Source organism: Mesorhizobium sp. B2-3-10 (genome assembly GCF_006442275.1).
Classification (GTDB): Bacteria; Pseudomonadota; Alphaproteobacteria; order Rhizobiales; family Rhizobiaceae; genus Mesorhizobium; species Mesorhizobium australicum.
In genome coordinates, this window is the sequence record NZ_VFVT01000002.1 from 510,005 (window position 1) to 535,883 (window position 25,879).

The following is a 25,879-nucleotide window of genomic DNA, read 5'->3' on the forward strand; positions in this document are numbered from 1 at the left end:
TAGACCGCCGATGCGTTTGGGGCAATCGAGCGGCGGTGTCGCAGCTCTGGTCTTGCCTCCTCCCGTTCGGGAGAAGGCGGAACCGTTAACGGCTCAGGCGGCCTCGCCCTGCACCGACCGGCTGAGGCGCCGGACTTCCTCGTCGTTGAGCAGGCCGCCGGCGCGCAGCAGGCTGGCGAAGCGGCCGTTGCGCAGCGACAGTTCGGCAAAGCCACCCATCTCGACCACCCTGCCCTTGTCCATGAACACGACCAGATCGGCGTCGCGGACGGTGGTCAGGCGGTGGGCGATGATGAAAGTGGTGCGGTCGCGGCGCAATTCGTCGATCGCTTCCTTGACGCGGTCCTCGGTCTCGACGTCGAGTGCGCTGGTCGCCTCGTCGAGCACCAGGATCGGGGCATCCTTCAGCACGGCACGGGCAATGGCGATGCGCTGGCGCTCGCCGCCCGAGAGCTGGCCGCCACGTTCGCCGACCACCGTGTCGTAGCCATTGCTCTTGGCCAGGATGAAATCCTGCGCCGCGGCCGCGGTGGCGGCGGCATGGATCTCGTCGTTGGTCGCATCGGCGCGGCCGACGCGGATGTTGTCCTCGATCGAGCGGTTCAAAAGCCCGGCGTCCTGGAACACGGTGGCGATCGAATGGCGCAGCGACTTGCGGGTCACCGTGCGGGTATCGATGCCGTCGATCAGGATACGGCCACTGGACGGCGAGAAGACGCGCTGCAGCAAGTTGATGAGCGTGGTCTTGCCCGCACCCGTCGGTCCGACGATCGCGACGGTCTGGCCGGCCTGCACCTCGAAGGACACGTCGCTGACGCCCTGCCCCGAATTGGCGAACTCGAAGCTGACATCCTCGAAACGGACATGGCCGGTGACGTTGGCAAGGTCGCGCAGACCATCCGGCTCGGCGGTATCGGCGGCCGAGTCCTCGAGCTTGTAGAAATCCTCGAGCTTGGCGCGAGCTTCCGAAATCTGGTTCGCGAAAGCCGACATCTGGTCGAGCCGTGAGATCAGCAGCGTGGCGAAGCCGGTGAAGGCGATGACGTCACCGATGCGCAGCTGGCCATGAGTGACCAGGTAAGCGCCGATCAGAAGCACCACCATCATCGAGATCGTCGACGACAGCCGATTGAGCGCATTGGCGATAGCCCACCAGTCGAGCACCGGGTTCTGCGCGTCGAGCAGGTTCTTGACGTAGCCACGCAGCGCCTCGGCCTCGTAGCCGAGACGATTGTAGCTCTGCAGCACGGCGACGTTGCTCACCGAGTCCGTCACATGCGCGAACACCTTGTGATAGTGACGCTCGACCGCGGCTTGGCCTTCCTTGGTGCGCTTCATCACCAGGCGGCCGATGCCGACGTAGAGCACGCCGAGCACGAGCAGAACCATCGACATGCGCACATCCATGCTGAGCGCCGTCGGAACCAGCAGAACGAGCGCGACAGCGGTCGACAAGTGCTGGCGCATGAATTCAAGCCAGAGACTGAACAGAGTCTCGACGGCGCGCAGCAGCGTGTGGAGGGCATTCGAGGTGCCACGCTGATGATGCCAGGCGAGCGGCATGGTGATGACGCGCTCGAACGACTGACAGAGCACTTCGCTGCGCCGGGCGTGCGCGAACCGGTCGGCGCCGCGCGCCACCAGGACGAAAGCCATGACATTGAAGGCGCCGAGGCCGGCCCACACGGCGAGCGTGGAGAAAACCGAACCGTGCGCGGAAATCGCGTCGATGACCCGGCCGAACATGATCGGCTCGAGGATCGCGATGGCTGCAAGAGCGACGTTGGCCGAACAGATCAGCGCGACGCGCTTCTTGTCGGCAGCCAGATACCCCAGCGCTCTCCAATAGATCTGCAGAAGTGACACTTCAGCTACTCCGCCAACGTTCTATTGTGCCCAATACCAATATTGTGCACCGCACCATTTCCTGACACGTAACGGTTGATGCGTCGCAAAACAATGCCCGTCTATCTCTTCCGTTCCCATTTAGCGAACAAAAGATGACGACGATACGAAATCTGGCGTGATCACCTAACAGTTTGAGATAAAAGGTGAAATGTCAGCCTTGCGGCAAAATCATGGCAGTGGTCGAGCTGTGCCACATTTTTAATCACGGCAGGCCGGCATGACTTGGTCCGGGCGGCTGGCCAACGTCGTCGGCACCCCGCGCGCAAGTAAACAATGCACGGCATCGCGCGTCCCGGAGGACGCGCGATCTAATCACTAAATGGTTGATTTCATGCCGGTATCTTGACCACGACCTCGGTCTGGTCACCAGCTTTGGGTGCGAAGGACGTCGATTTTGTCTTCGAACCATTGACTTCGAGCGAGATCGTCTTGACCTTTTTGTCGCGAATGACCTGGACCTTGATCTCGGCGCCCAGCATCTTGAGTGAAGCCTGGTAGCCATCCCAGTGGCTGGGCAGCTTCGGCCGGAATGTGATCTGCTTGCCGCGCCGTTCGATGCCCAGGATGCCTTCGACCGCCGCCCGGTAAAGCCAGCCCGCCGACCCGGTGTACCAGGTCCAGCCGCCGCGACCTCCCTTGTCGTCCCCGGAGTAGATATCGGCCGCCACCACGTAGGGCTCGACTCGGTAGTGCTCGGCCGAGGCCTCGTCGAACGCGTGGTTGACCGGATTCAGCATTGAGAAGCAGCGATAAGCTTCATCGGTCTGCCCCATCTCGGCCAGCGCAATGACGAACCACGTCGCCGCGTGGGTATACTGGCCGCCATTCTCGCGCACGCCAGGCGGATAGCTCTTGATGTAGCCGGGGTCCTTCTGTGTCTTCGAGAAGGGTGGCGTGAACAGTTTGACGATCTTGAGACGGTCGTCGACGAGCAGCTTCGTCGCCTGCTGCATGGCCGTGGTCGACCGCGCCGGGTCGCCCTCGCCCGACAGCACGCTCCAGGACTGGGCGATGGAGTCGATCTTGCACTCCTGCGATGTACGCGAGCCCAAAGGCGTGCCGTCATCGAAACTGCCGCGCCGGTACCATTCGCCGTCCCATGCCGTGCTTTCGAGTGCCCGCTTCAGCGCGTCGGCATGCTTTGCCCAGGCCTGTGCGCGCTTGGTGTCGCCCTCGGTCTTGGCGACCGCGGCGAAGTCGCCCAGCGTCTTCAACAGGAACCAACCCAGCCACACGCTCTCGCCCTTGCCGTGTTCGCCGACACGGTTCATGCCGTCGTTCCAGTCGCCGCCAAGGATCAGCGGCAGGCCGGCTGGACTGCTGCGCTTGATGGCAAGGTCGAGCGCACGCGCGCAGTGGTCGTAGAGCGACACTGTCTTCTTCGAGATTTCCGGGGTGAAGAAGGCGTCGTGCTCGCCTTCACCCAGCGCCTGTCCATCGAGGAAAGGCAGTTGCTCCTTCAGGATGGCGGCGTCGCCGGTCACCATGAGATAGCGGGACGTGGCGTGGGCGAGCCACACCACGTCGTCGGAGATCAGGGTACGCACGCCGGCGCCGGTCCGCGGCAGCCACCAATGCTGCACGTCGCCCTCCGGGAACTGCCGCCGCGCGGCGTTGAGGATCTGGTCGCGCGCCAGCGTCGGGTCGTGCGCCAGCAAGGCGAGCGTGTCCTGCAACTGGTCGCGGAAGCCGAAGGCGCCGCTTGCCTGGTAGAAGGCCGAGCGGGCGCGGATGCGGCAGGCAAGGCTCTGATAGGGCAGCCAGTGATTGACCATGGCATCGAGTGCCTTGTCCGGCGTCTCGACCTGGATGGTGTCGAGGAAGGCGCGCCATTCGCGCTCATTGTCGGCCAGGCGCTGGTCGAAGTCCTTGCCCCGGTGCGTCTGCACCAACGCGCTCGCCTGCGCCGCGGAATCGGCATCGCCGAGCAGCCAGATAAGTGTGACGTCGGCGCCGGCCGGAATCTCGACGTCGCGAGCGATCGCCGCGCAAGGATCATCTCCGGCCTCGACGCGACCCGACAGGGCCGAACCGCTCAGCACCGCCTGTGGCAGCTCGCTGGACCCGTGCCGGCCGAGGAATTCGGCCCGGTCTGACGTCACCGAGTGGACGCCGGTGTCGGCGGCGAGGAAGGCCACCCGCTCGCTGAAATCGAGCCCGTAGGGATTTTGCGCCAGCAACGCGCCGGTGGCTCCGTCGCGGGACGGCACTATGGTTGCCGCGGTGCGCGACCGATGCCCGCCAAGCACCCATTCGGCGTAAGCATAGACGCGCAGCCGAGCCGGTACCGGGCCGGAATTCTGGATGCGCAGCCGCGTGATCTTCACCGGATCGATGGGATCGACGACATGGGTCAGGTCCATCGACAACGGTCCGCGCTTCGAGCGGAAGGTCGAGAAGCCCTGGCCATGCCAAGCCTCGTAGGTCATCGCGGGATCGCGCACCACCGCTGCGAGCGGAGAGAACGCCTTGCCGCTGGCCTGGTCGTAAATATAGACGCCCTCGCCCGGCCGGTTGGACACCGGATCGTTCGACCATGGCGTCAGCTGGTAATCGCGGCTGTTGCGGCTCCAGGTGAAGGCCGCTCCCTCGGCCGAGGTGTGGAAGCCGAACGACGCGTTGGAGACGACGTTGATCCAGGGTTGCGGCGTCGTGCGCCGGCCAGCCAGGCGCACCACATAGTGCCGCCCGTCGCCGTCGAAGCCGCCGAAACCATTCCACAGGCTGAGGCCGGAGCCATCGGCGCTGACGTCGGCCACCGCCTGCGAGGCAAATGCATGCATCTGCGGTGCGAGCGCCGCGATTTCGCGCGAACCCGGCAATCCTGCCGGCTGCAAGCCATCGCGCGCCTGCAGCGCGGCCGCCTCGGCCCGTTCGATCTGGTCGAAGATGGTGCCGTTACGTGTATGCAGCACAACCCGGGCGACGGCGAGCAGCGTCTTGTAGGTGGTTTCCTCCATCAGGTCGCGGCGCACCGCGAAAATGTGCTGGCGGGGTCCGAGTTCCTTGCCGCGCAAGCGGCTGTTTTCGCACAGCGTCTCGACCGCGCGCTGCAGATCCTGGACATAGGACGAAGCCTGCTCGTTGACCACGACGAAGTCGATCATCATGCCGCGGGTGCGCATGTATTCCTGGAAGCGCAACGCCTGGGCTACGATCTCGAGATCGGCAACGTCACCGATCCTGACCAGGAAGATCGGGTAATCGCCCGAAATACTGGTCGGCCACAGGCTCGACTGCTTGCCCAACCCGGAAGCGATGGACTCGGCCGGCAACCGCAGGAACGGGTCGGGATAGATCAGATAGCGCGCCAGCTTCTGCACATTGGCCGCGTCGGTCAGACTGAGGCCCATATGGCGGGTCTGCACCTGGCTACGCGTCCAGGCAAGCATCGCCTGCCGGGCAAAGCTCTCCTGATGGTCGAGCCGGCTTATCGCCTCCTCCAGCTCGGCACGGTTTGCCCCGACGACGGTCCAGAAGGTCAGCGATACTTTCTTGTTGGCGGGTACGCGCACCTGACGACGCAGTGAGGCGATGGGATCGAGCGTGAAGCCGGAATGGCCGCCAAGCCTGGCGCCTGGATCGAAGGCGGCGGCATCGACGATGGTGCGGCCACGGCCGATGAAGGCGCGCCTGTCGGTCTCGGCCTCGGCATCACGCGCCGGTCCCGACGGATCGGTGACGAAATGCACCAGCGTCACATCCGGTTCGCTGGTTTCACGCTTGCGGCGCGTGGCGAAGATCGCGCCGTTGTTGGCGGCGATTTCCGTTTCCACGAACATTTTCGAGAAGGCCGGATGCGCGTTGTCGGAAGCTTCCGAACCCAGGACCAGTTCTGCAAAGGACGTCACCTCGATGTGACGGTCGGATGTGCTCTCATTGTAGAGCGTGATGCGACGGCCTTCGCCATTGCCCTCGGAGATGACGATGCACTCCACTTCGGAGCGCAGCGTGCCGACCAGCTTCACGAAGCTCGCCTTGTCATCGGAAAACAGGGCCTGCGTCTTTTCCTCGGCCGCGCGCCTGGGTTCCGAAGTCGCGGACCACCAGTCGCCAGTGGCGGCATCGCGCAGGAAGATGTAGGAGCCAAGCCGATCCTCGACCGGATCGGGCTGCCAGCGGGTGACGGAAAGATCGCCCCAGCGGCTGTAGCCGGAGCCGGTCGCGGTCACCATCACCGAATAGCGGCCATTCGACATCACATTGGTCGAACGCAACGCCCGCGCGGGATCGAGCACGATGCGGGTGTCAGGGCTCTCGGTCTCGGTCTCGTCCTTGGAGCGCTCGTCGGCCTCGGTGCGGACGGTCGCGGTCGGAATGTCGCGTGGCGCCCTCTCCTGCAGCAGCAGTTCGGCCGATTCAATGACCGGATCGCTGTGGAAGCGATCGCGCAGGCGACCTTCGAAGATGGCGTCGGCGACGGCGGCGATCGACATGCCCGAATGGTGGGCATAGTAGTTCAGCACGACCGCGTGGTTGGTGCCTTCCGGTACGCGCTGCGGCGTGAAGTCGACCGCATCGTAATAGCCATGACGGCCAAGCGCGCCGATCTCGCGCAGCCGGGTCAGATTCTGCACCGCCTCGCGCGGGTTGAACTGCGCCGCCATGATGGTCGCGTAAGGCGCAATCACCGTGTTCTGGCCAAGGCCACGCTTCAGCCCAAGCCCCGGCACGCCGAAATTGGTGTACTGATAGGTCAGTTCCCGGTCGCGGGCGTTGTAGGCCGCTTCCGAAATGCCCCACGGCACATTCTTCTGGCGGCCATACTGCATCTGGCGCTTGATGATCAGCTTGCTCGTCTGGTTGAGGATCGAGCCTTGCGGCTCCTTCATCACCAGCGGCGGCATCAGATATTCGAACATCGAGCCGGACCACGACATCAGCGCACCCTGGAAGCCGATCTCGACGATCGGGCGGCCAAGCCTGAACCAATGTTCGGTCGGCAGATCGCCCTTGGCGATGGCGAACAGGCTGGTCAACCGCGCCTCGGAGGCGAGAAGGTCGTAGCAGCTTTCGTCGAGCTGATGTTCCTCGACCCGGTAGCCGATCGACAAAAGCTTGCGCTCCGGCCGCATCAGGAAGGCGAACTCCATCTCGAAGGCGAAACGACGGGTGCGCTCGCGCAAGGTGAGCAGCTTGGCACGCAGAGCCTCGACGGCGTTCTCGTCACTGTGGGCGTCGTGGACGTGCGCCTCGCAGGTGGTTTCGAGCCTTGCCGTCCAGTCTACGATGACGTCGCTCTGCGGCGATGCGGCTTCGGTGTGAATGGCGGTGGCGAGCTTGCGGATTTCGCCGGCCAGGACCGCCAGGTTGATGGTGCGGATGGAGGCCATTTCCGGCTGTGCCTTGATCGTCTCCACCGCGCGCCGCATGCCGTCGAGGCGATCGACAAGGCGTTGGCGCAACGGGCGCAACTGACGGCGGTCGTCGGGCAGTTCATCGAGGCTTTCGCTCAGGATGGTCACCGTATCGAGGATGCCCTCGAAATCGCCCTGCAGGTGGACGGACGGGGCCTCCGCCCATTCGGCGCAGGCAGCCGCCACCGCCACCAGGTGGCCGGCGAGATTACCGCTGTCGACAGCCGAAATGTAGAGCGGATAGAGCGGCTTCAGCGTCGTGGTATCGTACCAGTTGAAGAGATGGCCACGATGGCGCGGCATGCTCTCGATGGTGGTCATGGTGGCGTCGATGCGGGTGATGGCATCGGACAGGCTGATCCAGCCGAAATCGCGTGCCGAGACGACCGAGAGCAAGTAGACGCCGATATTGGTCGGCGAGGTGCGCGGCGCCACGACTGGCGCGGGGCTCTCCTGGAAATTGTCCGGCGGCAGATTGTGATGCTCTGCCGTCACGAAGCTCTCGAAATAATGCCAGGTACGGCGCGCCACGGTGCGCAGCGTGTGGATGTCGGCTTGCGATATGCGCAGCCGATCCTCGGTTTCAGCGGAGCGGCTGATCCAGCTGGCGATCGCCGGCGAGCCGATCCAGAACAAGGCAAAGAAAAAGGCGACGAAGGCACCGGTGGAATCGGCCAGCACCGGAATGGCGAGGCCGACAAAGCCGATGATCACGGCGCCGTACATCATTCCGTAGTAGGAGCCGACATCGTTGTCGCCGGCCTTGTGCGCCTGCGAGGCGGTGCGCCATTCCAGGAGGTTCTGCCGGCTGACGAACAGCCGGTAGAGCGTGCGCACGATGGCATCGCCCATCATCCAGGCGTTATGTGCCATCAGCACGATCTTCAGCGCCACCATGGCGGTGCCGAAGGCGACGTCGCGCGCCAGCGCCGAGAAATGGCCGCGCGGCGTCTGGTCGCCGCTCTTGGGCAGGATGGCGTTGACGACGTCGAAGGTCGGCGCCATGAACAGGCTCAGGATCAGCAAGGCCTGCCACTGCGCGGCCTGCGTGAAGGGCAGCAAGGTCCAGCCGGCGATCGCCGCCATCACCCAGAAGATCGGCGTCAGCGAGCGGCGCAGATTGTCGACCATCTTCCAGCGCGACAGGGCCGGAACGCCGGAGCGCGGGTTGAAGATGTATCCCAAAAGCTGCCAGTCGCCGCGCGCCCAGCGATGGTGGCGCGAGGCATCGACCGAGTAGCGGGTCGGGTAATCCTCGACCAGTTCGACGTCGGTGACCAGCGCGGCGCGCGCCAGCGCGCCTTCGAGCAGATCGTGGCTGAGAATGGTGTTTTCCTCGATGCGGCCCTGCAAGGCGGCCTCGAAGGCATCGACATGATAGAGGCCCTTGCCGGTGAAGGACCCGTCGCTGAAGACGTCCTGATAGAGGTCCGAAACAGCGAAGACATAGGGATCAAGGCCGCGATTGGCCGAGAAGACGCGCTGGAAGAACGAGGCTTCGTCGCCGCTGGTGAGCGAAGCGGTGATGCGCGGCTGCAGGATGGTGTAGCCGGCGGTGACGACACGCCTGATGGCGTCGAAATGCGGGCGGTTGAGCGGATGGCAAAGCTTGCCGACAAGGCTCGATACCGCATCGCGGGTGGTGCGGGTATCGGCGTCGAGCGTCATCACATGGACGACTTTTTCCGGCAGCGGCACTTCGAGCGGCAGGAAGGTGGTATCGCTGTCGCCGCGCAGCAACAGATCGAGTTCGTGCAGTTTGCCGCGCTTGCGCTCCCAACCCATCCAGGACCCTTGAGCGGCATTGTAGAGCCGGCGGCGGTGCAGGATGTAGAAGCGCGGCGCGCCTTCGGAGGGATAGCGCGCATTGAGGCGGGCGATTTCGGCACGGGCGAAGTCTAAGATCTCGGTATCGGCCGCATCGATCTCGATCTTGCTGTCGGGCCAATCCGAAAGCAGCGCGAAATGGATCTCGTCCGCCAGATTGGCAAGGTAATGCACTTCGATGTTGCGGATGTTTTCCTCGACATCGTCACGCGAGCCGATCAGGGACGGCACGACCACCAGGGTGCGCGCCTCTGGCGGCACGCCGTGCCGGTAGTCATAGCCGATCAGGCGTGTCGGCTTGAGGAAGAGCGAGACCACGGTGTTGAAGAAAGCGAGCGCGCCTTCGCTGGCCGGCACGGCAAACAGGGCCAGCATCAGCACGATGGACGGAACCGACAGGCCGAGATTGGAAAGGGCGTTGCCCGACAGGACGAGCAGCAGGACGGTCAGGGCGAAGACGGGCAGGACGATGCCAAGCCATCCGGTTTTGGCGAAGGTCCGCTTGACGATCTGGCTGATCGTGGGCCGATAACCGATCGTCTTTTCGAGTTCCAGCCGACGCGGGCCAACGAGATAGAAACCGACATCGGTGTGAACGGATGCAGCCTGGGCATCAACCCCCTCACCGCTCTCCGGGACGGTTTCGCTGACAGCATGGCCGGCCAGTTCGATGGCTTTTTCGGCGACACGGTACTCCGACAGGTTCGAGCGGCGTGCCAGTTCCTCGATCGCGGTGCGGTATTGATCGCGCGAGAAGAAGTCGAGCGCGGCGAAATCCGTGCGCTCGCGCAGCACGGTATCGATGCGACTGACGCCCTCGAACCACACCGTCCAGTCGACGTCGTTGATGAGGCGCAGGCCGCGAACGATGTTGCCGGTGGTCACATTGCCGCTGGACAGCGTCTGGTGCTCGGAAATGATGATTTCCTCGGCATCCGAGCCGGTCTTTTCGAGTTCGCCTTCCAGCCACTCCAGCGCCTTGCCGGCATTCTGCGATCCGTCACGCAGGCGATAGAGCAGCTGAGTGGCGAAGGTGGTGTCCTGTGCATGCGCGCTGAAATTGGCAAGGATCGCCTGCCGGTCCGGATTGTCGTCGGTCGCCAGCACCTTGTCGGCCACGTCGTTGGCGATCTGGCGCATCTGGCGGGTGCGGTTGACCCTGACCGCCAGGCGGCGGAGGTTTTCGATGAGCACGAAGCGCAAAAGGGACGGCAGTGCCCAGAGTTCGCCGATTTTCAGCGGCTCGACCGACTGAAAACCCTGGACGATGGACTTGAACATGGTCGCCGAGACGGAACTGTCGGAATGCGCGACATAGGTCCAGGCCAGAGCCAATGCGCGCGGCACGGTGCCGCCGTCGGGCAGTTTCAGCGTTGGCAATTGCCGGTAGAAGCGGCGCGGCAGGTCGCGTTTGACCTGGAAAATGGTTTCCTCGATCAGATAGTTGTTGTCGAGCAGCCACTGCGCGGCCGGCGTGATGGTTTCGCCCCTCCCCTGCGCGGCATTGGTCGACCGGTAGACTTCGAGGATCTTCTTGGCGCTGTCACGGATGCGGGCCTGGAAGTCGAACGGGATCAAGCCGAACAGATCCGTCAGATCGCCCTTGGCCAGGCTCTCGCCGAGCAGCCGGAGCCGTTCCTCCGGCAGGAATACCGATCGTATCGGCTCTTCCGTGATGGCCGGGAAGCTCGCGCTTGTCTTCTCGATCTGGGCTGGGTTCGTCTGAATATTCATTGAAAATTCCGTAAGCGGGCACTCAGCGGCGTCACCGCCACGGCAATGGCCCTAAAACCGGTTCAAATGCAATCGGCTGCATCAACCCCTATGCCGAAAGTTTGTTTCCGCACCACGACGGAGCGTCATCTTTCGACCAACTCAAAGACGAGCGCCCCTCGCTCCCGTCGGGACCGATCGACGGAGAGGATTCGGGCTTTTTCGTGATGCCATCGTCAGTGTACGCTATATTTCGCCGGCATCACGATCATGTTTGGAAACAGGCGGTAACCGTTGGCGGCAAACCCGTCAGGCGGCCCTGATTATGCGGACCACGAAAAGGGTCGCATCCGGGGCGGGCTCAACCCGCAAGATAGGCACATCCGGCCCGAGCAGCAGGGTGTCGAGCGGCTCGAGGCGGACAGGCGTGGCGCCGGCGAAAATGGCATGGCCTCTGTGGCAAAGGATGAGGGTGGAACAGGCCTCGGTCGAGATTTCCACAGGCGCCGAAACCGGCAGGCGTTCGACTTGATGCAACATGCGGCCGCGGCGGGTCATGACGTTGAGATCGGTAATCGGGCCGGCGATCAGCGCGGCACTCGTCGGCTGGTCGGCTGGAAAGGAAAAAGGCTGGGAAGCCGCTGTCATCCGCTCGGGCGGACGGCCGGCGACATTAAGCACGATCCCCTCGCCTTCCAGAACCGACAGGGTGCGGTCGATGCCGGTAAAGCTGGAGAACGGCCCGCTCGTCTCGACCCGGGCCATCGAGACGCGCCAGTCGAAATCGTCGAGCCCAGCGCCAGCGGGCGAGACGGCGATCTCGGTCGTCGTACCGCCGCCGTTCTTCCACGGCATGACGCGGTAGTCGGCGGCACGAAGAACGCGCATGGCTTAGCCCAAAATGCCAGGCAGGTTGAGCTGGTGCTCCTTGGCGCATTCGATCGCAATGTCATAGCCGGCATCGGCGTGGCGCATGACGCCGGTCGCCGGGTCGTTCCACAACACCCGTTCCAGGCGCCTTGCAGCATCCGGCGTGCCGTCGGCAACGATAACCATGCCGGCATGCTGCGAGAAACCCATGCCGACGCCGCCACCATGATGCAGCGACACCCAGGTGGCGCCCGAAGCTGTGTTGAGCAACGCATTGAGCAGCGGCCAATCGGACACGGCGTCCGAACCGTCCTTCATCGCTTCCGTCTCGCGGTTTGGCGAGGCGACCGAACCGGAATCGAGGTGATCGCGGCCGATGACGACGGGCGCCTTCAGTTCGCCCTTTGCCACCATCTCGTTGAAGGCAAGACCCAGCCGGTGCCGGTCGCCGAGGCCAACCCAGCAGATGCGCGCCGGCAACCCCTGAAAAGAAATCCGCTCGCGGGCCATGTCCAGCCAATTGTGCAGATGGGTGTTGCCGGGAGTGAGCTCGCGGACCTTGGCATCGGTCTTGTAGATGTCCTCCGGATCGCCGGAGAGTGCCGCCCAGCGGAACGGGCCGATGCCGCGGCAAAAGAGCGGACGGATATAGGCCGGCACGAAACCGGGGAAGGCAAAGGCGTTTTCAAACCCTTCATCCTTGGCGACCTGGCGAATATTGTTGCCATAGTCGAGCGTCGGCACGCCGGCGTTCCAGAACGCCACCATCGCCTCGACATGTTCGCGCATGGAGGCGCGAGCCGCCTTCTCGACCGCCCTGGGGTCGCTGACACGCTTTTCGCGCCACTCGGCAATCGTCCAGCCCTTCGGCAGATAGCCGTTGATGGGGTCGTGGGCAGAGGTCTGATCGGTGACCATGTCGGGGCGGATGCCGCGACGGAACATTTCGGGTACGATCTCGGCGGCGTTGCCGAGCAGGCCGACGGACTTCGCCTCGCCGGCCTTGGTCCAGCGCTCGATCATTTCCATGGCTTCGTCGAGCGTCTCGGCTCTCTCGTCGACATAGCGGGTGCGCAGGCGGAAATCGATCGAGTCGGGATTGCATTCGATCGCCAGGCAGCAGGCGCCGGCCATGACGGCGGCCAACGGCTGCGCGCCGCCCATGCCGCCGAGGCCGCCGGTCAATATCCATTTTCCCCTGAGATTGCCGCCATAATGCTGGCGGCCGGCCTCGACGAAGGTCTCGTAGGTGCCCTGCACGATGCCTTGCGTGCCGATGTAGATCCAGGAGCCGGCCGTCATCTGGCCGTACATCATCAGGCCCTTTTTATCGAGCTCGTTGAATTTCTCCCAGGTCGCCCAGTGCGGCACCAGATTGGAGTTGGCGATGAGCACGCGTGGCGCGTCCGGGTGGGTGCGAAACACGCCGACCGGCTTGCCCGACTGCACCAGCAGCGTCTCGTCCTCGCCAAGCATCTTCAGCGAAGCAACGATCTGGTCGAAATCGTTCCAGGTCCGCGCCGCCCGGCCGATGCCGCCGTAGACGACCAGTTCGTTGGGGTTTTCGGCAACGTCCGGGTCCAGGTTGTTCATCAGCATGCGCAGCGGCGCTTCGGTGGTCCAATACCTGGCATTGAGCTTGTCGCCGCGCGGGGCGCGCACTTCGCGTATGTTGTGACGGGGATTGTTCATCATTGTCCCTTTCGGACGAGGCGGCGCGTCAGTGCCCGGCCCAGTCAATGGCGGTTTGAAGAATTCGCGTCAGCGTGGCGCGGATCGGAGCGGCGAACGCGGCGTCGTAGGGCACCGGCCAATTGTCCGGCGTGCCCTTCCCCTCGGGCTCGCGCATATAGCCTCGATTGGAGAGTTCCATCTGCAGCGCGTGCACGCCCTGTAGCGGCTGGCCAAAATGGCGCGTTATCCACCCACCCTTGAAGCGTCCGTTGACGACAAAAGTCTCGCCGGTTTCGGCCATGATCTGGTTGACCATCGCCTGCAACGTCGGATCGGCGCTCTTGCCGTCATTCGTGCCGAGATTGAACACCGGCAGCGTGCCTTCGAACAGGCGTGGCAGCACCGAGCGGATCGAATGGCAGTCATAGAGGACAATCTTGCCATGCAAGGTGCGCAACCTGTCGATCTCGGCCTGCAAGGCGGCGTGATAGGGTGCAAAGAACTTCAGCCGGCGCTCGTCGATCTCCGATGGCCCCGGCTCTTCGCCGTCGCGGTAGAGCGGGTCGCCGTCAAAGGTTTCGGTTGGGCACAGGCCGGTGGTTGCCTGGCCGGGATAGAGCGAGGCGCCGGATGGATCGCGGTTGACATCGATGACGGTGCGCGAGATCGCGGTGTGCACGACAGTGGCGCCGAGACCGGCGGCAAAATCATAGAGATCGTCGATCCACCAGTCGCAATCACGACGGCCGAGCCAAGGCGAGGCCAGCCGGTTTTCGAGGCCGGCGAGGTCGATACCTGTGTGCGGGATCGACACCAGCAGCGGCGCCGTGCCGCGTGTGACCGTGAGCCAAGGGGTGGCCGTCATCACGCCGCTCCGGCAATCGAGGGCAGTGCCACCGCGCTCGCGGCTTTCACAACCGCACCGCTGCGCACCATGGCGATCGCCTTTTCCATGTCGGGGTGGAAGTGCCGGTCGTTATCGAGATGCGGCACCTCGGCGCGAACCAGCTTGCGCACGGCTTCCAGTGCTGCGCTCGACGCCAGCGGCTGATGGAAATCACAGCCTTGGGCGGCGGCCAGCAACTCGATGCCGATCACCGCGGTTGCGTTCTCGACCATGCCGATCAGGCGGCGTGCGCCATGCGCGGCCATCGAGACGTGGTCTTCCTGGTTGGCCGAGGTCGGGATGGAATCGACGCTGGCCGGATAGGCCTTCTGCTTGTTTTCCGAGACAAGCGCGGCCGCCGTAACCTGCGGGATCATGAAGCCGGAGTTCAGACCGGGCTTGGGCGTCAGGAAAGCGGGCATGCCTGACAGCGCGGGATCGACCAGCATGGCGATGCGGCGTTCCGAGAGCGAGCCGATCTCGCAGACGGCCAGCGCGATCATGTCGGCGGCGAAAGCCACCGGCTCGGCGTGGAAATTGCCGCCGGACAGAGCAGTATCGTCTTCTGCGAAGATCAGCGGGTTGTCGGTGACGCCATTGGCCTCGGTTTCGAGCGTATCGGCGGCCTTGCGCAGGACATCGAGTGCGGCGCCCATCACTTGCGGCTGGCAACGCAGGCAATAGGGATCCTGCACACGCTCGTCGCCGACCCGGTGCGACTCGCGGATGGCGCTGCCGGCCATCAAATCGCGCAGCGCGTCAGCGGTCTCGATCTGGCCACGGTGCTTTCTCAACAGATGAATGCGCGGGTCGAACGGCGCGTCGGAACCCCTGGCCGCGTCGGTCGAAAGCGCGCCGGCGACAAGCGCCGACTGGTAGAGCACCTCGGCATCGAACAAAGCGGCCAGTGCATAGGCCGTCGAAAACTGGGTGCCGTTGAGCAGCGCAAGGCCCTCCTTGGCGCCCAACGTGACCGGCTCCAGCCCGTGCGAGACGAACGCGACCTTGGCCGGGAAACGGCCATGCGGAGTAAAGCATTCGCCGACGCCGATCATCACCGCCGTCATGTGCGACAGCGGGGCAAGGTCGCCGGAGGCGCCGACGGAACCTTGCGCCGGCACGACCGGGATGACGTCGTTGGCCAGCATCGCTTCAAGCAGCTCGATGGTCTGCGAGCGCACGCCGGAGGCGCCCTGCGCGAGGCTCGCAAGTTTCAGCGCCATCATCAGCCGGGCAACGGCAACGGGCATCGGCTCGCCCACGCCCGCGGCATGCGAAAGCACGATGTTGCGCTGCAGGGTCTCGAGATCGTCGGCGGGGATGCGCACGCTGGCCAGCTTGCCGAAACCAGTGTTGATGCCATAGACCGGCTCACCCTTGGCAACGATGCGCGCGACAGCTTCGGCACTCGCCTTGATTTTCGGACGGCAGGCATCGTCCAGTTTCGGCACGGCGCCACGGTATATGGCGCGCCAGTCGGCCAGCGTCGCATTGCCGGGCTTCAGGGTCAGTTCGGTCATTGTCCTCTCCAGATGCGGGCATGCAGCGGGTTGAAGCCCATGCGGTAGACGAGTTCGGCGGGGCGCTCGATGTCCCAGATCGCCAAATCGGCGGATTTGCCTGATACCAGCGTGCCGGTCTCGCCGAGCAGCCCCAGCGCACGCGCGGCTTCGCGGGTGACGCCAGCAAGACATTCGTCGACCGTCATGCCGAACAGGGTGGCCGCCATGTTCATGGTCAGAAGCAGCGAGGTCAGCGGCGAGGTGCCGGGATTGTTGTCGGTGGCAACAGCCATTCTGACGCCATGCTGGCGAAACAGGCCGATCGGTGGCTTCTTGGTCTCGCGGATGAAGTAGTAGGCGCCGGGCAGGATCGTCGCCACGGTCCCCGCCTTGGCCATTGCCACCGCGCCTGGCTCGTCGGTATATTCGAGATGGTCGGCCGACAACGCGCCATAGCGGGCGGCAAGTTCAGCGCCATGCAGATTGGACAGCTGGTCGGCGTGAAGTTTGACGGGCAAGCCAGCCGCCTGGGCGACATCGAAAACGCGCGCCATCTGCTCCGGCGAAAAGGCGATGCCTTCACAGAACCCATCGACGGCATCGGCCAAGCCTTCCTCGACGACGCCGGGAAGGATCGTTTTGGCAACGAGATCGATGAAGGCATCCTTGTCGCCCTTGGCTTCCGGCGGCAGCGCGTGGGCGCCAAGGAAGGTCGTGCGAACCGTCACCCGGCGTTCATTGCCCAGCTGTCGCGCGGCGCGCAGTGACTTCTTCTCGTTTTCGAGATCGAGGCCATAGCCCGACTTTACTTCCACTGTGGTTACGCCCTCGGCAATCAGCGCATCGAGGCGCGGCAGCGTCTGGGCAACCAGGTCGCCCTCGCTGGCAGCACGCAAGGATTTGACCGACGAGACGATGCCGCCGCCGGCCCTGGCGACTTCCTCATAAGTGGCGCCGGCCAGCCGCATCTCGAATTCGTTGGCGCGGTTCCCAGCGTGGATCAGATGGGTGTGACAGTCGATCAGGCCGGGCGTAATCCAGCGGCCCTCGCAATTGATGATCTCGCCTTGGGCAAAGGCCGAGGGCATCTCGGATTGCGGACCGGCATAGATAATGCGGCCGTCGCGCGCGGCGAGCGCACCATGCTCGACGATACCCAATCCGGCAGAATTTTCAGCCATGGTCGCCAGACGCGCATTGCGCCACAGGCGAAGCCCCCCTACGTGGTTTTTGCTGCTCTCTACGGCCATCATCTTTTCCGTTTCAATCGGTGGCGATTATGTATATACATATTGAAACGCACTGCAAGTGCCATCATCACATACGAGACCGGAAAGCGGAGAGAAAAGTGACCGATATCTTTGCGGAACAGGCGCTTCTTCCTAACGGCTGGCACAACAATGTGCGGATCACTTTTGCCAATGGGCGCATTACGGCCGTGGAGCCTGAAGCCGCCGCCTTGCCCGGTGATGAACGCCATTCCATTCTGCTGCCAGGCATGCCCAACCTGCACAGCCACGCCTTCCAGCGCGGCATGGCCGGCCTTGCCGAGTTGCGAGGCCCCTCCGCCGACAGTTTCTGGAGCTGGCGCGAGGTGATGTACCGCTTCGCGCTGTCGATGACTCCCGACCAAGTCGAGGCGGTGGCGGCGCAGCTCTATGTCGAAATGCTGGAGGCCGGTTTTTCCCGCGTCGGCGAATTTCATTATCTGCACCATGATCGGGATGGACAACCCTATGCCAACCCAGCCGAGATGGCCGAGCGCATCGCTGCCGCGGCTGGCGAAACGGGTATCGGCCTGACGCTGCTGCCGGTGTTTTACGCCCACTCCTCTTTCGGCGGCGCAGCTCCGAATGAGGGCCAGCGCCGATTCATCAACGATGTGAATCAGTTCGCCCGGCTTGTGGAGAAAAGCCGTGAATCGGTTCGCGCGCTGAATCAAGCTGTCGTCGGCGTCGCGCCGCACAGTCTGCGCGCCGCGACGCCTGAAGAGCTGATCGAAGTCACCGCCATGGCGCCAAACGGACCGATCCACATCCACATCGCCGAACAGGTCAGGGAAGTCGAGGACTGCCTTGCCTGGTCCGGCGCGCGTCCGGTCGAATTTCTGCTTGGGGCTGCCGCTGTCGACCAGCGTTGGTGCCTGATTCACGCCACCCATATGACGGATGCCGAGACCATCGGCATGGCGAAGACCGGCGCCATTGCCGGCCTTTGCCCGATCACGGAGGCCAATCTCGGCGACGGCACCTTTGCCGCGCCATTGTTCAGGGAGCATGGCGGCCGCTTCGGCATCGGCTCCGATTCCAATGTGCTGATCGGCCTGCCCGACGAATTGCGCCAGCTCGAATATTCGCAGCGCCTCGCGCACCGCGCCCGCAATGTGCTTGCGGTAGCCGGCGGCTCAACAGGCCGCGCCCTGTTCGACGCAGCGCTTGACGGCGGTGGCGTCGCCCTTGGTGCCGGCGCCTCGCAAATCGCGACTGGGGCATCCGCCGATCTCGTCTCGCTCGACGTCGGTAATCCCTCGCTGGCTGGCAAGACCGGCGACGCGATCCTCGATGCCTGGATCTTTGCCAATGGCAGCAAGGTCGATTGCGTCTGGGTGCATGGCAAGAAACAGGTCAGCGCTGGCAGACACGCCAAGCGCGGGGCTATCGCCGCACGGTTTCGCAGCGTGATGACTGCGCTTTCCGAGGGTTAACGCAGATGAGCATGGCTGAACGGACGGACATAGACGACAGCGAGACCGTCTCGCTGCATCAGCGCATCCTGTCCGATATCCGCGAAAAGATCCTGTCCGGCACCTGGGCGCCCGGCCACCGTATCCCATTCGAACATGAGCTGACCGCCGAATACAAATGCTCACGCATGACGGTGAACAAGGCTCTGTCGCAGTTGGCCAAGGCAGGTCTGATTGAACGCCGCCGCCGGTCGGGCAGTTTTGTCCGCCAGCCGCAATCGCAGGCAGCGGTGCTGGAGCTTCACGACATCAGGATCGAGGTCGAGGCGCTCGGCCTGCCCTATCGCTACGAACGGCTGGAACGCCTGAGGCGGCGCAGCAACGTGGAGGACAGGGCGTTGCTCGGATTGTCCGCCGCGGGTTCGGTGCTGGCGGTCGAAGGCCTTCATTTTGCCGGCGAACGGCCATTCGCACTCGAGCAACGTCTGATCAATCTTTCGGCGGTCGCGGAAGCCGGGGACGAAGAGTTTCTGGAAATCGCGGCGGGTCCATGGCTGATCGGCCGCGTGCCGTGGAGCGAGGCCGAACATCGGATACGCGCCGTGGCCGCCGATGAGACTATCGCCGACGTGCTCGATATCGATCCTGGCGCGCCTTGCCTGGTCGTGGAGCGCCGCACCTGGAGCGCGGAGCACCCGGTTACACACGTGCGCTTCATCTATCCGGCGGAAAGCCACACGCTGGTGGCAAGGTTCACGCCGTCGCAGGGGTAAGCCGATCTCCCGCTTGGGGAAGATCGGCACCTACAGCCGCTTTACAGCGCAGCCGTAATAATAATCTCGACCAGATATTCGGGGCCGGCGAGCTTCGCCTCGCCGGTGGCGCGAGCGGGTGTGTGGCCCTGCGGCACCCATTTGTCCCATTCGGAATTCATCTCGGCGAAGGTGCCCATGTCGGCCAGCCAGATGATCGCCTGGACGATCTTGGTCTTGTCGGTGCCGGCCTTGGCCAGCAATTCGTCGATGGTCGCGAGGATGTCGCGGGTCTGCGCGGCGACGTTGCCGCCGGGCTCGCCGACCTGGCCGGCCAGATAGACGGTGTTGCCGTGTATGACGATCTGGCTCATGCGCGGGCCAACATCGATGCGACGAATGCTCATTGCGAGGTTCCTTCGTTTGAGGGTTGCGCTTGTTTAGAGTCGGCGTGGGCTTCGGGCAAGGCCGCCGGCGCCAAATCTCCTTGGACCAGCGCGGAAGAAACTCACGGCAAGTTGAGCCGCCGGGTCGCAAATCCACCGGATTGGCCTGTTGACTAATGTAATAACATCACATATCCAACGGCCACTATCGCGGCCAGGCTCGACTTCCCAACGGAACGATATGACCCAGACCTGCCTAACCTTCCGTGACCTGACGCTGGGCTACAACAGTCATCCCGCGATCCATCACCTCGATGGCACGATCCGCAAGGGTTCGCTGACGGCCGTGGTCGGGGCCAACGGCTCCGGAAAATCGACGCTGATGAAGGGTATTGTCGGCGTGCTGAAGCCAATGGCCGGCGAGGTCATCCGCGCGTCGGGCGTGCGGGCAGCTTATCTGCCGCAGCAGTCGGAACTCGATCGCTCCTTTCCCGCCCGCGTCGTCGATCTGGTCTCGCTTGGCCTGTGGCCGAAGCGCGGCATGCTCGGCCGCTATACCAGGGAAGATCGCGAAGCCGTCAGCCAAGCATTGATGGCCGTCGGCCTCGGCGGCTTCGAGAAGCGGCCGATCGACACGCTGTCGGGCGGCCAGCTGCAGCGCACGCTGTTTGCCCGCGTGCTGTTGCAGGATGCCGACCTGATCCTGCTCGACGAGCCCTTCAACGCGGTCGACGCCAAGACGGTCGGTGACCTCATTGCCCTGATCAAGCGCTGGCATGGCGAAGAGCGCACCATCATGGTGGTGGTCCATGATCTGGACCTGGTGCGCCAGAATTTTCCCGAAACACTGCTGCTTGCCCGCCAGCCGGTTGCCTGGGGCGATACCCGGGAGACGCTGAAGCCTGAGAACCTGCTGCGCGCGCGCCGCTTCCACGAAGCCTGGGAAGAGAACGCCCCCTGGTGCGAGCCTGACGAGCACGCTCATGGCCATGATCATGATCATCATGGCCATGATCACGACCATCACCATGGCGCCGGACCGAGGGCCGCCTGATGGACGCGCTCTACAGTCTCTTCATTGCTCCCTTCGCCGATTTCGGCTTCATGCAGCGGGCGCTGTTCGGCTCGCTGATGCTGTCGCTCGGCGCCTGCCCCATCGGCGTCTTCCTGATGCTGCGGCGCATGAGCCTGTCGGGTGACGCCATGGCGCACGCCATCCTGCCAGGGGCGGCCGCCGGCTTCCTGTTCTATGGCCTTGAAATCCTGCCTATGACCATTGGCGGCCTGATCGCCGGCGTCATCGTCGCGCTCGGCGCTGGCGCTGTCTCGCGCTTCACCATCCAGCGCGAGGACGCCTCGATGGCCGCCTTCTATCTGATTTCGCTCGCCATCGGCGTGCTGATGGTGTCGATCCGCGGCTCCAGCGTCGATCTCATGCATGTGCTGTTCGGCACGGTGCTGGCGCTCAACAACGAGGCATTGATGCTGATTGCCGGCATCGTCGCGGTGACGTTGGCCAGCCTGGCCATCTTCTGGCGGGCGCTGGTCGCCGAATGCCTCGACCCGCTGTTCCTGCGTTCGGTCAGCCGCATGGGCAGCCCGGTGCATTTCATCTTCCTCGGCCTCGTCGTGCTCAATCTCGTCGGCGGCTTCCAGGCGCTCGGCACTTTGCTATCCGTCGGATTGATGATGCTGCCGGCGGCAGCCGCGCGATTCTGGACCGCACGCGTCGAGCCGATGTGCGTGCTGGCGGTGCTGATCGGCTTTGCCTCCTGCATTGCCGGATTGCTCTTGTCCTATCATGCGTCGTTGCCCTCCGGCCCGGCCATCATCCTGTCGGCCGGTGTCGTTTATTTCGCCTCGATCCTGTTTGGCACGCGCGGCATCCTGCGCGGTCGCATCATCCATCACCGTCACAGAACGGCCTGATCCGCCTCACCCCCTAGAAGGAACCCCGCTTATGCTGAAAACGATCCACGCCGCCCTGACATTGAGCGTTATAACATTAACCGCCTTTGGCGCATCATCGGCCTTGGCGGCGCCGCTGAAAGTGGTCGCCAGCTTTACGGTCATTGCCGACTTTGCCAAAAACGTCGGCGGCGACCGCGTCGCGATCACCACGATTGTCGGGCCGGATGGCGACGCCCATGTCTATGAGCCAAGCCCTGCCGACGCGGTCGCCATGGCGAAGGCCGACATCGTGCTGGTCAACGGCCTGCATTTCGAAGGTTTCCTGCAGCGGCTGGTCGATGCCAGCGCCACCAAGGCCTCGATCGTCACGCTGACCAAGGGAGTGACGCCGATCGACTTCAAGCCTGAATTCGCCGAAGCCGACGCGGCCGAAGGCGCCGGCACCGGCGGCGGCAAGACGGTCACCGACCCGCACGCCTTCCAGTCGATCGCCAATGCCAGGATCTATGTGAAGAACATCGCCGAAGCTTTCTGTGCGGCCGACAGCGACGGCTGCGTCAGCTACCAGACCAATGCCGCCGCCTACACCAAGAAGCTCGACGCGCTGGAAGGCGAAGTGAAGGCGGCGATCCAGTCGATCCCCGAGGCAAAGCGCGTCGTCATCACCTCGCATGACGCCTTCGGCTATTTCGAGCACGAATACGGCCTGACTTTCCTCGCCCCGCAAGGTATCTCGACCGATTCCGAGCCGTCGGCCGCCGATGTCGCCAAGTTGGTCGAGCAGGTCAAGCAGGACAAGGCCGCGGCCATCTTCGTCGAGAACATCACCAACACTCGCCTGATCGAGCAGATTGCCAGCGAGACCGGCATCAAGGTCGGCGGCACGCTTTACTCGGACGCGCTGTCGCAGCCCGACGGCCCTGGCTCGACCTATATCGACATGATGCACAACAACATCCGCCAGATCAAAGGCGCCATTCTCGGCAGCTGAGTTTGATCTGCGGCCAGCCGGGCCGTATCGGCCCGGTTGGATTTTCTGGCGCGCAATATCTATTTGGCAGAGAATTCCTTCGATGCGGATTGCCGCCCCCCTCCCGGAGTGGCAAGACTGCCGTCAAAGAGATCGCGAGGATACGAGCCATGGAATACCGCCAGATCAGCGAAGACTATTCGGTCTCGGGCCAGATCCAGCCCGAGGACGTTGCCGCCATCAAGGAAGCCGGCTTCAAGAGCGTGATCTGCAACCGGCCTGATGATGAGCAGCCGGGACAGCCTTCGGCGGACACGCTCAAGGCCGCGGTCGAGGCCGCTGGCCTCGCCTTTCGCTACATTCCGGTGATCAGCGGCCAGATCACGCGAGCGAATGTCGACGACCAGGCCGAGGCGCTCGATGAGCTCGACGGCCCGGTGTTCGCCTATTGCCGCTCCGGAGCCCGCTGTACCAATCTGTACGGGCTGATCCAGCAGTCGAAGGGTTAAATCGGCAGCGCGCCGGTCTCCTTCAGCGTCTCCAGCACGATCGCCGTCTTCACATGCTGCACGGATTCGTGCGGCAGGAGCACGCCGTTGACGAATTCCGACAGTGATTTGAGGTCTGGCGTTACCACCTTCAGGATGTAATCCATCTCGCCAGTCAGCGCATGAGCCTCCTGCACCTCGGGCAGCCGTGCCACCAATTCGCTAAAGCGGCGCGCATTGTCGCGATTGTGGGTGGCCAGTGTCACCGAGATGACGTTGACCAGCGAGAAACCGAGCTTGTCGCGGTCGAGCACCGCTCGATAGCCCTTGATGTAGCCGTCCTCCTCCAACCGCTGGCGTCGGCGCGAGCATTGCGAGGCAGAGAGGTTCACCCGCTCGGAGAGATCGTTGTTGGTGAGCCGCGCGTCGCCTTGTAAAAGCGCCATTATCTTGCGGTCGAACTGATCAATGCGCGCGTCATCCATGGCTTTGGCCTTCATCATGCACGATTCGCGCATGAGATCACCATTTCAAGCGTTTGAATGCAAGCACCGTGCGCCGGCTCCGCGCTATTATGGTTTCAGACGGTCTTTTCAGGCCGAGCAGCTTCCGGAGGATATCATGGGTCCTTTCCCGCACGACGCGCCGCCCGCCACGATCAGCAAAGACAACCCCGCCGGCACCGACGGTTTCGAGTTCGTCGAATTCGCGCATGCGGAGCCGCAGAAGCTGGCCGAGCTGTTCACCCGCATGGGTTATGTCGCGGTAGCCAGGCATCGCACCAAGGACATCACCGTCTGGCGCCAGGGCGACATCAACTATGTCGTCAATGCCGAGCCCGGCTCGCATGCGATGAAATTCGCCGACAAGCACGGCCCCTGTGCTGCCTCGATGGCCTGGCGGATGGTCGATGCCAAGCACGCTTTCGAGCATGCCGTCTCGAAGGGCGCCACGCCTTACGAAGGCGACGACAAGGCGCTCGACGTGCCTGCTATCGTCGGCATCGGCGGCTCGCTGCTCTATTTCATCGACAGCTATGGCAAGAAGGGCTCGGCCTACGACGCCGAATTCGAGTGGCTCGGCGAACGCGACCCCAAGCCGCAAGGCGTCGGCTTCTATTTCCTCGACCACCTGACCCACAACGTCTATCGCGGCCAGATGGACAAATGGTGGGATTTCTACCGCAATTTGTTCGGTTTCAAGCAGATCCATTTCTTCGACATCGACGGCAAGATCACGGGCCTGGTCAGCCGGGCGATCACCTCGCCCTGCGGCAAGATCCGCATTCCGCTCAACGAGTCCAAGGATGAAACCAGCCAGATCGCCGAATATCTGAAGAAGTACAATGGCGAAGGCATCCAGCACATCGCGGTGGGAACCGACGAGATCTACGCCGCCACCGACAAGCTCGCGGAGAACGGGCTGAAATTCATGCCCGGCCCGCCCGAGACCTACTATGACATGTCGTATGACCGCGTGAACGGCCATGACGAGCCGATCGAGCGGATGAAGAAGCATGGCATCCTGATCGACGGCGAAGGTGTGGTCGACGGCGGCATGACCAAGATTCTTTTGCAGATCTTTTCGAAGACCGTGATCGGGCCGATCTTCTTCGAGTTCATCCAGCGCAAGGGCGACGAAGGCTTTGGCGAAGGCAATTTCCGCGCGCTGTTCGAATCGATCGAGCAGGACCAGATCAAGCGCGGTGTGATCAAGGTTCAGGCGGCAGAGTAATTTCTCCGGCTCCGCTTGCGGCTCGACTAATTATGACCTAAATTTTGGTCATAAGAGGTCGAGCCCGTGAATGTTTCCATTGCAGAAGCCAAGGCAAAACTGTCGGAACTGATCAGCCGTGCGGAAGCTGGCGAAGAGATCGTGCTTACACGTCACGGCAAGATCGCGGCTCGGCTGGTGCCACCGCTCGGCGAAAATCTCCTGCCCCGTATTGGCGCCTTAAAGGGCAAGATTTGGATAGCGGACGATTTTGACGAACTCGGTCCCGAATGGGACGAATACGTCAAATGACTGCCGGCTCCTTTCTTGCCGATACGCAAATTATCCTTTGGTCTATTAAGGACGACCCTCGACTCAGCGAGGAGCACCGGGCTGTCCTTGCATCGGACGCGACCGTTTACGCCAGCGCGGCAAGCGTTTGGGAAATCGCGATCAAGCGATCGATCGGCAAACTCGACGTTCCGGACGACCTGCCGGCGTTACTCCCGAGAATGCAATTCCAGCCGCTGACCATCACGTTTCAGCATGCGCATGTTGTCGGCCGCCTTCCCCGCCACCATGGCGATCCGTTCGACCGGCTGCTGATCGCCCAAGCGCAGGTCGAAAATCTCACCATCCTGACAGCGGACAAGCAATTTGCTCTCTATGACGTCGCGCTGGCATGACGTTTCATAATCCCAGCCGTTCGACCTCCGCTGTTCTCAACTTAACGTCATAATCGAGCAGGAACTCGTCGAGCTGCGGCGGCGCTACGGAGGTACCCGCGAGCATGGCATGCACCTGGCCCCGATGGTGGATGTCGTGCAGGAAGACGTGCGCCAGGATATCGCCGGTCTTTTCCGGGATCATGCCGTCCTCGCGCCGGTCGGTGACGACGCTGCGATCGAGATCGGCCTTCGACAGGCCATCGCAGAAGGCGATCAGCCGCCGGTCGGCCGCAAGCTGAGCCAGGTAAAGCTCCGGCGCGGCATCGAAAGGCACGAAGTCATCGTAGGCAGCCGCACCGAGGCCGCCGTCTTCGAGAAAATCGAGATAGAGATGATCGACCGCGAGGACATGGTTGAGCGTTGCCTTGATCGACGGGAAAAAGTTGGTGCGCTCGGCCTCGAATTCACCGGGCTTCAGCGCAAGCACGGCGCGATAGAGCCGGTCGTTCGACCAGAGATTGTTCTTCGCCATGCGACGCAGATGATCCAGCAGGTCCATCACTCAAACCTC

The 25,879-nt window shown here is 63.3% G+C and carries 19 protein-coding genes; 9 read left to right on the forward strand and 10 right to left on the reverse strand.

What is annotated here, in order from left to right:
* Nucleotides 1–93: 93 nt before the first annotated feature.
* From FJ943_RS09180 to hutI, 7 genes are all read right to left on the reverse strand, one after another.
* Nucleotides 94–1,866 carry a glucan ABC transporter ATP-binding protein/ permease gene (locus tag FJ943_RS09180; protein ID WP_015318303.1) on the reverse strand — a complete coding sequence of 591 codons (1,773 nt, stop codon included), beginning with the start codon at nt 1,864–1,866 and terminating at the stop codon, nt 94–96.
* Between the two features lie 371 nt (nt 1,867–2,237).
* On the reverse strand, nt 2,238–10,826 hold the full coding sequence (locus FJ943_RS09185; protein ID WP_140720846.1) for a glucoamylase family protein: 8,589 nt from the start codon (nt 10,824–10,826) through the stop codon (nt 2,238–2,240).
* A 288-nt stretch (nt 10,827–11,114) separates the two neighbouring features.
* Nucleotides 11,115–11,693 (reverse strand): HutD family protein, encoded by a 579-nt coding sequence (locus tag FJ943_RS09190; protein ID WP_140720849.1) that lies wholly within the window; start codon nt 11,691–11,693, stop codon nt 11,115–11,117.
* 3 nt (nt 11,694–11,696) lie between these two features.
* A complete protein-coding gene (gene hutU / locus FJ943_RS09195; protein WP_140720852.1) occupies nt 11,697–13,367 on the reverse strand; it encodes a urocanate hydratase in 1,671 nt (556 codons plus the stop codon).
* A 28-nt stretch (nt 13,368–13,395) separates the two neighbouring features.
* Complete coding sequence (hutG, locus tag FJ943_RS09200) at nt 13,396–14,214, reverse strand: N-formylglutamate deformylase (protein WP_140720855.1); 819 nt, start codon at nt 14,212–14,214, stop codon at nt 13,396–13,398.
* Nucleotides 14,214–15,755 (reverse strand): histidine ammonia-lyase, encoded by a 1,542-nt coding sequence (gene hutH, locus FJ943_RS09205; protein ID WP_140720858.1) that lies wholly within the window; start codon nt 15,753–15,755, stop codon nt 14,214–14,216. The genes hutG and hutH overlap by 1 nt, the downstream gene beginning before the upstream one ends.
* Entirely contained in the window at nt 15,752–16,987 is a 1,236-nt protein-coding gene (gene hutI / locus FJ943_RS09210) for an imidazolonepropionase (RefSeq protein WP_140720861.1), read from the reverse strand. Before hutI ends, hutH begins: the two co-directional genes overlap by 4 nt.
* A gap of 98 nt (nt 16,988–17,085) precedes the next feature.
* Between hutI and FJ943_RS09215 the strand changes: the two genes are divergently transcribed.
* Both FJ943_RS09215 and hutC read left to right on the forward strand, forming a co-directional pair.
* Complete coding sequence (locus tag FJ943_RS09215) at nt 17,086–18,441, forward strand: formimidoylglutamate deiminase (protein ID WP_140661906.1); 1,356 nt, start codon at nt 17,086–17,088, stop codon at nt 18,439–18,441.
* An 11-nt stretch (nt 18,442–18,452) separates the two neighbouring features.
* The gene (gene hutC, locus FJ943_RS09220; RefSeq protein ID WP_085986622.1) at nt 18,453–19,193 is read left to right on the forward strand and encodes a histidine utilization repressor; all 741 of its coding nucleotides are present in this window, start codon (nt 18,453–18,455) and stop codon (nt 19,191–19,193) included.
* Nucleotides 19,194–19,234: 41 nt separating this feature from the next.
* Here the strand turns inward: hutC and FJ943_RS09225 are convergent, their stop codons facing one another.
* Nucleotides 19,235–19,579, reverse strand: a complete 345-nt coding sequence (locus FJ943_RS09225) for a RidA family protein (RefSeq protein ID WP_023773346.1) — start codon at nt 19,577–19,579, stop codon at nt 19,235–19,237.
* A gap of 220 nt (nt 19,580–19,799) precedes the next feature.
* Between FJ943_RS09225 and aztA the strand changes: the two genes are divergently transcribed.
* From aztA to FJ943_RS09245, 4 genes are all read left to right on the forward strand, one after another.
* On the forward strand, nt 19,800–20,612 hold the full coding sequence (aztA, locus tag FJ943_RS09230) for a zinc ABC transporter ATP-binding protein AztA (protein ID WP_015318313.1): 813 nt from the start codon (nt 19,800–19,802) through the stop codon (nt 20,610–20,612).
* Nucleotides 20,612–21,487, forward strand: coding sequence for a zinc ABC transporter permease AztB (gene aztB / locus FJ943_RS09235; RefSeq protein ID WP_015318314.1), 876 nt, complete (start codon nt 20,612–20,614; stop codon nt 21,485–21,487). The genes aztA and aztB overlap by 1 nt, the downstream gene beginning before the upstream one ends.
* A gap of 31 nt (nt 21,488–21,518) precedes the next feature.
* The gene (gene aztC / locus FJ943_RS09240) at nt 21,519–22,460 is read left to right on the forward strand and encodes a zinc ABC transporter substrate-binding protein AztC (protein ID WP_140720864.1); all 942 of its coding nucleotides are present in this window, start codon (nt 21,519–21,521) and stop codon (nt 22,458–22,460) included.
* Nucleotides 22,461–22,609: 149 nt separating this feature from the next.
* On the forward strand, nt 22,610–22,948 hold the full coding sequence (locus tag FJ943_RS09245; protein ID WP_140720867.1) for a TIGR01244 family sulfur transferase: 339 nt from the start codon (nt 22,610–22,612) through the stop codon (nt 22,946–22,948).
* On the opposite strand, the gene FJ943_RS09250 is transcribed toward FJ943_RS09245, so the two are convergent.
* Nucleotides 22,945–23,412, reverse strand: a complete 468-nt coding sequence (locus FJ943_RS09250) for an Lrp/AsnC family transcriptional regulator (protein WP_140721020.1) — start codon at nt 23,410–23,412, stop codon at nt 22,945–22,947. The two genes, FJ943_RS09245 and FJ943_RS09250, sit on opposite strands and share 4 nt — an antisense overlap.
* A gap of 136 nt (nt 23,413–23,548) precedes the next feature.
* On the opposite strand from FJ943_RS09250, the gene hppD reads away from it, so the two are divergent.
* The 3 genes from hppD (at nt 23,549) to FJ943_RS09265 (ending at nt 25,326) form a co-directional block, all read left to right on the forward strand.
* On the forward strand, nt 23,549–24,661 hold the full coding sequence (hppD, locus tag FJ943_RS09255; protein WP_140720870.1) for a 4-hydroxyphenylpyruvate dioxygenase: 1,113 nt from the start codon (nt 23,549–23,551) through the stop codon (nt 24,659–24,661).
* Nucleotides 24,662–24,727: 66 nt separating this feature from the next.
* The gene (locus FJ943_RS09260) at nt 24,728–24,952 is read left to right on the forward strand and encodes a type II toxin-antitoxin system prevent-host-death family antitoxin (protein ID WP_140661902.1); all 225 of its coding nucleotides are present in this window, start codon (nt 24,728–24,730) and stop codon (nt 24,950–24,952) included.
* A complete protein-coding gene (locus FJ943_RS09265) occupies nt 24,949–25,326 on the forward strand; it encodes a type II toxin-antitoxin system VapC family toxin (RefSeq protein WP_015318320.1) in 378 nt (125 codons plus the stop codon). The genes FJ943_RS09260 and FJ943_RS09265 overlap by 4 nt, the downstream gene beginning before the upstream one ends.
* A gap of 4 nt (nt 25,327–25,330) precedes the next feature.
* On the opposite strand, the gene FJ943_RS09270 is transcribed toward FJ943_RS09265, so the two are convergent.
* Complete coding sequence (locus tag FJ943_RS09270) at nt 25,331–25,867, reverse strand: DinB family protein (protein ID WP_140662076.1); 537 nt, start codon at nt 25,865–25,867, stop codon at nt 25,331–25,333.
* Nucleotides 25,868–25,879: the final 12 nt, after the last annotated feature.